We start from the raw sequence: 10,269 nt of genomic DNA, 5'->3' as shown, positions 1-10,269 counted from the left end.
TTGGCGTCCCCGGCAGCGGATGCGTACTTTAAGGCCTGACTAATAAGATAGCAAGTAAAAGAAGTTATTGCGTATAAAAAAGCGGCAGAAGGCTACCCTTCTGCCGCAAACCACCGATCAGAACGCCTGATCAGAGAGTGCTCTTTTCACATTTTAGCCGTTAATTAAATTTCAAATCCCAGACCAAAATCTTCGCTGGAGATGGCCATCAGGCTTGCAGCACCTGCTTGTATCATCTGCGCATGGGCCTTGGTACGCGGCAATAGACGCTGATAATAGAAGCGAGCAGTATTCAATTTTGCAGCGTAGAAGGCCTTATCGTCACCTTCTAAAGAAATAGACGCCTGTTTGGCCGCGCGTGCAAATAGGTACGCCAGGGTGACATAGCCTGAATACATTAGGTAATCAACACTCGCCGCACCTACTTCCTCGCGGTCTTGCATTGCCTTCATCCCCACGCCCATGGTCAGTTCGCCCCACTCTGCATTCAGCTTGGCGAGCGGCCCAACAAACTCTTTGAGTGCAGGGTTGTCGGCTTCAGCTTTACAGAACTTATGGATCTCTTTGGTGAATACCTTCAGCGATTCACCCTGACTCATTAGTACTTTACGGCCTAGCAGATCAAGCGCCTGGATACCGGTAGTACCTTCATAGAGTCGAGTAATGCGAGCATCGCGCACCAATTGCTCCATGCCCCACTCTTTAATGAAGCCATGACCACCGTAGATCTGTACGCCCTCGTTAGTGCTTTCAAAACCAACTTCGGTCAGGAAGGCTTTAACAATAGGCGTTAGCAAGCCAAGTAGGGTTTCAGCGTGATCTCGCTCTTCACCCGGCTCACCATGCTCCACCAAATCGAGCATTTGCGCGGTATAAAGCACCAACATACGCCCGCCTTCGGCGAAGGCTTTCTGGGTCAGCAGCATGCGGCGCACATCAGGGTGGACGATAATCGGATCAGCGGGCTTTTCAGGAGCCTGTTTGCCCGATAAGCCGCGCATCTGTAACCGGTCACGGGCATAGCTCAATGAATTCTGGAAACTGGCTTCAATCAACCCCAGCCCTTGAATCCCCACCCCAAGACGCGCAGCGTTCATCATGGTGAACATGCACGCCAGCCCTTTATTGGGCGGCCCTACCAAGTAGCCGGTTGCGTCGTCGAAGTTCATCACACAGGTGGCATTACCATGAATGCCCATTTTGTGCTCGAGCGAACCGCAGGTGACGCCATTACGCTCACCCACATTACCTTGGGCATCGGGCAAGAACTTAGGCACTACAAATAGCGAAATACCTTTAGAACCTTCCGGTGCGCCAGGCAGTTTTGCCAATACCAGGTGGACAATGTTTTCAGCCAGATTATGCTCACCGGCCGAGATAAAGATTTTGGTGCCAGTAATCGCATAGGCATCGCCATCAGCGGGCACTGCTCGCGTCTTGATCAATCCTAGGTCAGTGCCGCAGTGCGGTTCAGTTAGGCACATAGTGCCCGTCCATACCCCTTCTACCAGCTTGGTGAGATACGTCGCCTTCTGCTCATCGGTGCCATGATGGCGAAGTGCGTCTGCCGCACCATGAGAGAGCCCTGGGTACATGCCCCACGCCAAGTTAGTGGCGCAGATCATTTCCGACAACAGCATCGCCAATGAAGGCGGCAGCCCTTGACCACCATGAGCAGGATCGGCGGCCAGACTCGGCCACCCCCCCTCTACGTACTGCTGGTAGGCCTCTTTGAAACCGTTAGGCGCTTTGACCTCGCCCCCTTCCAGTAGGCACCCTTCTTCATCGCCACTCTGATTGATCGGCAGCAGTACATCGCGGGCGAAGCGTGCCCCCTCTTCCAAAATAGCGCTGACAACATCTGGCGATGCATCGTCACCGCTTGGCAGGCGCGCGTAGTGAGCGGGGTAGTCAAGCATCTCGTCCATAACGAAACGCATATCACGAATAGGGGCCTGATAGCTGGGCATCACACTTCTCCTAAGAAAGGGGGGGTTGAAAGCCAAGCAACTCTTAATGGCAGAGAGCTTTCAAACACATGTTTGAAAATTAGCGCGGGCGCCCCTCAGAGTCAAGCGAGCGTTTGAATTTAGCCCAAAAACACTCTAGAACTTTGGTCGCCCAACCAGTAAACCCCTGGTGCAAATAATAAAAAAACTCGCCAACCAAAAGCCGACGAGTCGTTTTATTTTTCTTTTACCTACTGGCCATCTAGTTACTGCATGCGAATGCCACCGTCTAAGCGGATCAGTTCGCCATTGAGCATGGGGTTGGTAATAATCTGCTCGGCTAATTGAGCAAACTCATCTGGCTTACCTAAACGCTTAGGAAAAGGTACCGCCGCCGCTAGTGCCTGGGCCGCCTCGTCAGGAATTTCACTCATCATCGGCGTTTCAAATACGCCAGGGGCGATGGCCATCACCCGAATAGCATGGCGCGACAATTCCCGCGCCGCTGGCAAGCTCATACCCACAACACCCGCTTTAGAGGCACTATAAGCACACTGGCCTACCTGCCCATCAAAAGCAGCAATGGACGCAGTATTAATAATCACCCCGCGCTCACCACTCTCATTCGGCGCGTTTTTAGCCATGGCGGCAGCCGCAAGGCGCATGACGTTAAAAGTGCCGACCAGATTGATATTGATCGTTTTCATATAGCTTTCTAAATCAGCCGGGTTGCCTTCACGATCAACCAGCTTGGCCACGCTAACCACACCCGCGCAGTGAACTACGCCTGAAAGCCCGTGCTCGCCACCCAGCGCTACCGCCGCATCTACGGCCTGCTGCATCTGTTCGCCTGACGTAATATCCGCCAGAATGGCGCGTGCGCTTGCCCCCAGCTGCTGGGCATGGGCATTGACACTGTCGTTTAAGTCGCATAACACGACGCGAGCGCCTGCAGCGACTAAGCGCTCAGCGGTAGCCGCCCCAAGACCAGAGGCAGCCCCGGTAATTAAAAAGGTACTCTCCTTAACCTGCATTTCCGTATCCCTTTGGTCGTTATGTATGGTTGCTATATATCGTGGTGGGTTTATTCACTCGCTTTTTTATTCATTTGATTTGGCTACTCACTTGATGGGCTATTGACTTGCTTTGGCTTCTTCTACTGCCTGGGCACGTAATTTAAAGCGCTGAATCTTGCCGCTGGGGGTTTTAGGCAACTCATCGACAAACTCAATAATGCGCGGAAAAGCGTGGGTCGAAAGCCGCTCACGCACTCGCTGTTTGATTTCATCAGCCAGCTCGTCACTGGCTTCATAGCCTTCGCGGAGCACGATATACGACTTGATCACCTCGCCGCGGATCTCATCAGGCTGCCCCACTGCCGCCGATTCGGCGACTGCAGGATGCGTCATCACACTATTTTCAACGTCCGTTGGCCCCACCCGATAACCCGCGGTGGTAATAATATCGTCATCACGCCCGGCAAATTGAAAGGTACCGTCTTCATTGCGGATAACCACATCGCCCGTCAGGTAATAGCCTTCCACAAAGGGATTCTTCTCTTGCCAGGTGTAGCCCTGGAAGAAGTGTGCCGGGGAGTTCTTGATATCGACGGCGAGGACACCAGGCTCCCCGGCAGGCAGCTCTTTATACTCCGCGTCCAAAATTGCCAGTCGATAACCCGGCATCGGCACGCCCATTGCGCCCACATGCTTGAGATGGTCAAGGGCATGGTGGTTATTGCACGTCATGCCGGTTTCGGTCTGGCCGTAGTGATCCATAACCGGGCATCCCAACGACTTCTCAACCCAGGTCACTACTTCAGTATTTAGAGGTTCGCCCGCCGAGCTAGCCGCACGCAGCTCAAGCGTTTCATGGGCGTCATCAAATAGCCCTGACGCTTTCATTAGGCGGTAAGCGGTCGGCGCGGCAGCAAAATTGGTAATGTGGTGGCGCTTCATAAACGCCAGCGCCCCCTCGGCGCTAAATCCTGCCTCACAAAAATGCGTCGTCACACCAAGCAGTAAAGGCCCGGCAATCGCATAGTAGAGACCATAAGCCCAACCGGGATCGGCCATATTCCAGAAGCGGTCATCGTCACGCAGATCAATGGCCAGCTCCATATAGATCGCAAAAGCGGTCATCCCTGCCAGTGGAACGGCAACGCCTTTCGGCTTACCCACGGTGCCAGAGGTAAACATTTGCAGAAATGGTGCTTCAGGCGCAAGCCTCGGCGGCTTGTCGCTCATTGACGTATGCGTCAACGCCGCCTGCCAGTCGTGATCATCGGCATGCTCACTGGTCGCCCCGCCCACCGCCAGTACCGGCGGGCATTGGCTAAGGCCATCGAATTTATAGCGGTTAGCGTGATCAGTAATCACCAACTTGGTGCCTGCACGCCCTAGCCGATAGTCCACCGCATCGGGGCCAAAGGCGGTAAACAGCGGCTGGTAGACCGCCCCAATACGCCAAGTGGCGAGCACTGCAATCAATAGCTGTGGTGACCGCGGCAGCATGCAGGCAATGCGGTCGCCTATACCCAACCCCTGGGATTTAAACCACCCTGCCAACTTTGCGCTTTGCTCGTCTAGCTCGGCGTAGCTCAAGGTATGCATATCACCTTGAGAGTCCTCTTGAACCAGCGCCAGCACATCGCCGCGGCCAGCGCGCACATGACGACCACAGCAGGCCTCAAAGGCATTTAGCAGGCCGTCCCGGTGGTCATCCAGACGGGCAAGAACGCGATCAACGGAAAAGTTATCGAGGTAGTGGTAATAGTCGGGCAGTGATTGTGATGTCGCTGTCATGATGGCTCTCTTGTGTTATTGGAAATGAGCTCGTAGTGAGAATAACCGCAAGCAGTGTTGTTATATTTATCCGTTGACGTTAACGTAAGCTAAAAGATAATAGCAACGCTAAAAGCAAACGACTCAGAGAGCAAGCACTGATATAAGCTGTAGCGTTAGACGTTGGTCGAGGCTGTTGTCAGAGTATTAAGCAGAGGTGGGCATAATCATGGCAACCAGCTCGTCAGCGAGGTCATCAGGCGAGCGTGGCCCGCTGGGGTCGTACCAGCGCACTGTCCAGTTCAGCGCCCCCAAAACAAAACGCGAGACAAGAAAGCGGTCGCCATGGATCAAGCCAGCTTCCAACGCATCGTCGATAACAGCGACCCACAGCGCCTCGTAAGCGTCACGCAAGTGGCTCAAATGAGCACTGGCCGCTGGGTCGAGTCGGCGCCACTCAAAGAGTGCCACCACATGGGCATTGCGATCGGTAAAGAGGGTTTCAAGATGGGCACGTGCCATAGCGCGCAGCCGAACTTCAGGCTCTGCAGCGCACTCGTCCAGCGCTTTTCGCGCAATCATCAAGGCATTTTGAGTGCCCTCTTCAATGACCGCAGCGAGGATTTCCTGCTTATCTTTAAAATGATGAAACAAGCTACCGGACTTAATACCCATTTCCTGCGCCAGCATTCGCACGGTCGTGCGATCAAAGCCCTCTTGGACGAATAGCTGAGCAGCGAGGCGCGTCAGTTCCTTGCGGCGAGGGGATGCATTCATTACATTCATGTCATTTACACTAGCGCTTGCTTGGTTACTCTGGAGAGAACCACAGCACCGCCTACGGGTCAACGTATCACCCACTACTCGTTATGATAATCACAATAAACTGAAGGAGATTGGCCATGAGCAACCCCACCGATGTTGTATTTCTCGCCGCCAAACGCACGCCGATGGGCGGCATGATGGGCAGCCTTGCAAGCATGACAGCGCCACAGCTTGGCGCAGTCGCCATCAAAGCGGCCATTGAAGAGGCGGGAATTGACCCAGCCCTGATCACCGAAGGCATTATGGGCTGTGTACTGCCCGCTGGTGTTAAGCAGGGCCCTGCGCGGCAAGCAATGCGCCAAGCGGGCATTCCTGATGCCAATGGCGCCACCACTATTAACAAGCTGTGCGGCTCGGGGATGAAAGCCACCATGCTTGCCCACGATTTAATCAAAGCGGGCAGTGGCGATATTTTGCTGGCTGGCGGCATGGAGTCCATGTCTAACGCCCCCCACGTGCTTACCAAGGCGCGGGGCGGCTATCGGCTGGGGCACGGCGAGCTTAAAGACCATATGTTTTTGGATGGGCTGGAAGACGCCGAAACGGGCAAACTAATGGGCGTGTTTGCCCAGGATGTGGCTACTGAGCGAGGCTACACGCGGGAGCGCCTGGATGATTTTGCTATTGCGTCCCTTGAGCGCGCCATGGCCGCCACCAACTCAGGCCACCTAAGCGCAGAGATCGCACCGGTGATGGTCACCTCTCGCCAGGGCGAAACCCTTGTCGAACAAGATGAGCAGCCCTTCCAAGCTAAGCTCGACAAAATCCGCCAGTTGCGCCCCGCTTTTGCCAAAGACGGTACGATTACTGCCGCCAACGCCAGCTCAATTTCCGACGGCGCTTCGGCACTTATCTTGGCGAGTCAGGAAGCTGCAGATCAACAAGGTATTAAGCCGCTAGCGCGTATGCTAGGCCACACGACTCACTCGCGACACCCTAGTGAGTTCACCATCGCGCCAGTGGGTGCGATTGAAAAGCTGATGAAAAAGCTCGATTGGGGCGTGAATGACGTAGACCTATTCGAGATTAACGAAGCCTTTGCGGTGGTGACACTGATGGCCATGGATGACTTGGGCCTGCCCCACGACAAAGTCAATGTGTTTGGCGGCGCCTGCGCCCAAGGCCACCCGATTGGCTCTACCGGCTCACGCATCATCGCTACGCTAATTCATGCCCTACGTACCAAAGGCGGCAAACGCGGTATTGCCAGCTTATGCATTGGCGGTGGCGAAGCAACGGCTGTCGCCGTCGAGCTAGTTGATTAAGCTGCGCTATTACAAAATATAGCCTTTTGTGAAGCGCCCTGACCCTATTACCGCGCCAGGGCGCTGAGCCATACGGCGGCAAACAACCACCCCAGCCCCAACATGGGGAGCGACCAGCAATGAAACTCCTTCCAAATCCCAGGCTGGCGTGCCAAACGTAGCGCGATTAAATTCGCCATTGAGCCTACCGCCAAACCAAAGCCACCCACGCTAACGCCCCAAGCCAGCGGCTGCCACTCACTCTGCTGGGCAAGCAGTAGGGTCGCTGGCACGTTGGATACGACCTGTGAAAGGAGTACGCCAGCACTAACATCGCCACCCGGCCACTGGCGCATTGAATGTATAAACTGCTGAACAACGCTCAGCTCACCGATGACACTTAGATTTACGAACATCAATACAAACACTATCAGCAGTAGCCAATCAATACTGAATACCGCCCGTCGAGCCACCCATAGCATCGAAAGCAAAACGCCAGCCAGCGCCGATAGCACCCACCCCATGTCTACCGCGACCAGAAAAAGTGGATAGCCAATAAGCGCCGCCCATAACGGCGCCTTTCGGCGCTCAGCCGTCATCGCAGAAACTGCTTCCAAGTGTATTGACGCTTTCGGAAATGCCAAGGGAACAAAAAGTAAGAGCAACAGCATCAAGCCCACCCCAAGCGGCAACATTACCCATAAAAAGTCGCCGAAGCGAATGCCTGAAAGCTGCCATAAATAGAGATTTTGCGGATTACCAATCGGGCTCAGCGATGAGCCTGCATTCACAGCCAGCGCCTCAAACACAATCAAGCGTTCAATCGGCAGTGTTGCCATTCCCGCCAGACTAAGCGTCAGTGGTACCACAATAAACAGCGCCACATCGTTAGTGACTATCGCCGAGAGAAGCCCCGAAAACAGAATCAAACCGACCGCAAGTCGGCGCTCACCACGCAGTAGAGCTAATAACTGACGACCCCAGAGCGTTAAATAACCACTCAGTTCTAACGCGCGACTGAGCAGCATTAGGCCGGTTAATACTACAAGGGTTGTCCAGTGAACCCGGTCAGCCATTTCACTCAGTGGTTGAGGCTCCAGCCAACACAAAACGACCCATAGGATACTCATTGAGAGCAGCATAGGGTCGTTCAGAAAACGCTGAAAAAACAAGCTAAAGGGTGTCACTAACCACTTTGTTGCTAACACGCTACATGACGCTCAGAGAAAATCGCATGATAGCGTTGTAAGCTCAGGAGTAAAGCTAAATTCCTTCATCCAGAATGCTAAGCCGAAGCCAATAATCCCGCCTGACGACGGGCTTGCTCATGGTCATCCGGTAAGGCGCCCTCTTGATGACTGAGCTGCTCCCATTCGGGATAGTCAGTTTGATTTTTATCAATACCAGACAAGCCTGGTTCAATGGCACTCTCCAACACACTAAATTGACCGGCATATTCACGCATCTGCAAAGCTTCTTGGGACAGCACCTCCGCGCTCTGGGCCGCCTGATTGACTAAGCGCATGGTGTCTTGGGTAGTGGTATCGATCTGAGCAACCGCGTGGTTGACCTCCTCAATGCCTCGCCGCTGCTCTTCAGAGGCATGGGTGATTTGCGTCATCAGCGTGTCCACATTCCTCGCTGCTTGCATGATCGCCCGTGTATGTTCACCAGCCTGCTGAGACAATATGCTGCCTTGCTGGACGCTCGCACTCGACGCTTCAATGCGTGAGCGAATATCACTGGCGGAACTGGCACTGCGCGTTGCCAGTGCACGCACCTCATTGGCGACCACCGCAAACCCACGCCCGTGCTCACCGGCACGCGCGGCTTCAACCGATGCATTGAGCGCTAAAATATTGGTTTGGAAAGCAATGCTTTCAATCATGCGAATAATGCTTTGAATCTCTTCGGAGTGACTATTTATCGCCTCCATGGTGGCGATAAACTGGGTAATCACCTCATCACCCTGCTGCGCTTTTTGAGACACATCTGCCGTTGACTGGTTAACATGCGCCGCACTTTCAGCATTCTGATTCACCGTGGCGGTTAGCTGTTCCAAGCTCGCTGCCATTTGCTGCAAAGCTGACACTTGAGTGTCGGTTTGGCTCGCCAAAAGCTGGTTCTGCTCAGTCATCTCCTGACTATTGCTATATACCTGCTGGCTGCTCGTATTAAGACGATTAACCGTGGCCGTCAGGGAGTGCTGCATCTTATCCAGCTCACTAAATAGCTGACCAATTTCGTTACTTGAGTGCGCCGTTACTGGCGCCGACAGGTCACCGTTAGCAATGCGCTGGAAGTGCCCAGTGATTTTCTTCAATGGGCGAAGCACATTTTTACGCACGCCCCATACCACTACCGTCACTACCAACAGCGCAGCGCCAAGCGCTGTAATCACTCCCCAAAAAAGTAGCGATGAAACCTGCTCAAAGCGCATAAGCAAGGTGTTACCCCGCTGAGTGGAAGCGCCAATAAAAGCCTCAGCGCTTGCCACAAAGTGCTCGCTACTATCATCCACTCGCGACTCACCCGAGAAAAAGCCTGATATGTCGCGCTCTTCAAGCATCATCATCTGAAGATTGAGATTATTGTTAACAAATGATTGAAAGTTCGAAGCTAACTGTTCGACAAACGACTGCTGATCCTGATCAAAATCACTCGCTGTAAATTGAGTGAAGTTCTCGGACGCCTCATCAAGCAACCGCTGGGCTTCTTCTATCAGAGGGTCAGGTCGATCAAACGAAGGGGTACGAATTAACTCCGCTGCACGGTTCATCTGAATACGCGCACGCAACAGCTGGGTATAGGCGCTATTGAGCTGACTAATTTGTGCCATGTCCCGTTCATGAAGCGACGTAAATGCCTCACGACCAAAATGGTTGGCGAACAAACCCAGTGCGCCAATGACGACGACCAGGCCGCTAAAGGCCACTAATACAAGCGTCCAACTTGCCTTGACGCTTAAGTTATTAATCCATTTCATCTCGACCCGCCCCTTTCAGTAAGGTTAATCAGATGTGTGGAGAGGCAGCCAGAGCTGTAGGCGCCGACGAATCTCTAATAATGCCTGCTCATAAGCATCTGACTTGCCGATCAAGCGAGGGTCACGAATATCCCAGGATAGAACTTCGCCCGCCTCCCCTTGCCAATCGCGGCAGGCTTGCTGGGATTTGTCGCACAGCACAATGACAAAATCGAAGGTCTCGCTTTCAAACTCATCCAACGACTTACTGCGCAGGCCCTCGGTGGGGAGCCCGTGTTTACGCAACGCTTCAAGTGTCAATGCATGGGGCTCATCCGGTTCAGAACCGGCACTAAACGCTTCAAAACGATCATCTGCCAAATGGCGAAGCAACGCCTCCCCCATCAGAGACCGTGCAGAGTTAGCATTGCAGAGGAACAACACGCGGCGCTTCGTCATAAATAAACAGCCTCTTATGTAGTTAGTGGCTGTCACTCTACGCC

8 protein-coding genes are annotated in these 10,269 nt (G+C 53.6%); 1 reads left to right on the top strand and 7 read right to left on the bottom strand.

Annotated elements, in window-relative coordinates:
* Positions 1-164: 164 nt before the first annotated feature.
* The 4 genes from K7H09_RS18855 to K7H09_RS18840 form a co-directional block, all read right to left on the bottom strand.
* Positions 165-1,970 carry an acyl-CoA dehydrogenase C-terminal domain-containing protein gene (locus K7H09_RS18855; protein ID WP_027958464.1) on the bottom strand — a complete coding sequence of 602 codons (1,806 nt, stop codon included), beginning with the start codon at positions 1,968-1,970 and terminating at the stop codon, positions 165-167.
* 245 nt (positions 1,971-2,215) lie between these two features.
* Entirely contained in the window at positions 2,216-2,983 is a 768-nt protein-coding gene (locus tag K7H09_RS18850; RefSeq protein ID WP_022522939.1) for an SDR family NAD(P)-dependent oxidoreductase, read from the bottom strand.
* 99 nt (positions 2,984-3,082) lie between these two features.
* The gene (locus K7H09_RS18845; protein ID WP_041159219.1) at positions 3,083-4,753 is read right to left on the bottom strand and encodes an AMP-binding protein; all 1,671 of its coding nucleotides are present in this window, start codon (positions 4,751-4,753) and stop codon (positions 3,083-3,085) included.
* A gap of 186 nt (positions 4,754-4,939) precedes the next feature.
* Positions 4,940-5,509 carry a TetR/AcrR family transcriptional regulator gene (locus K7H09_RS18840; protein WP_035537983.1) on the bottom strand — a complete coding sequence of 190 codons (570 nt, stop codon included), beginning with the start codon at positions 5,507-5,509 and terminating at the stop codon, positions 4,940-4,942.
* A 125-nt stretch (positions 5,510-5,634) separates the two neighbouring features.
* Between K7H09_RS18840 and K7H09_RS18835 the strand changes: the two genes are divergently transcribed.
* Positions 5,635-6,822, top strand: a complete 1,188-nt coding sequence (locus K7H09_RS18835; protein ID WP_230805499.1) for an acetyl-CoA C-acyltransferase — start codon at positions 5,635-5,637, stop codon at positions 6,820-6,822.
* Between the two features lie 47 nt (positions 6,823-6,869).
* Here the strand turns inward: K7H09_RS18835 and K7H09_RS18830 are convergent, their stop codons facing one another.
* From K7H09_RS18830 to K7H09_RS18820, 3 genes are all read right to left on the bottom strand, one after another.
* A complete protein-coding gene (locus K7H09_RS18830) occupies positions 6,870-7,931 on the bottom strand; it encodes an SLC13 family permease (RefSeq protein WP_268747825.1) in 1,062 nt (353 codons plus the stop codon).
* 155 nt (positions 7,932-8,086) lie between these two features.
* The gene (locus K7H09_RS18825; protein ID WP_141440905.1) at positions 8,087-9,787 is read right to left on the bottom strand and encodes a methyl-accepting chemotaxis protein; all 1,701 of its coding nucleotides are present in this window, start codon (positions 9,785-9,787) and stop codon (positions 8,087-8,089) included.
* Between the two features lie 24 nt (positions 9,788-9,811).
* Positions 9,812-10,225, bottom strand: coding sequence for an arsenate reductase ArsC (locus K7H09_RS18820; RefSeq protein ID WP_022522933.1), 414 nt, complete (start codon positions 10,223-10,225; stop codon positions 9,812-9,814).
* Positions 10,226-10,269: the final 44 nt, after the last annotated feature.

It is taken from the genome of Halomonas sp. IOP_14, from assembly GCF_021021315.1.
Lineage (GTDB): Bacteria > Pseudomonadota > Gammaproteobacteria > Pseudomonadales > Halomonadaceae > Vreelandella > Vreelandella titanicae.
This window is presented reverse-complemented; position numbering and strand designations above follow the sequence as displayed.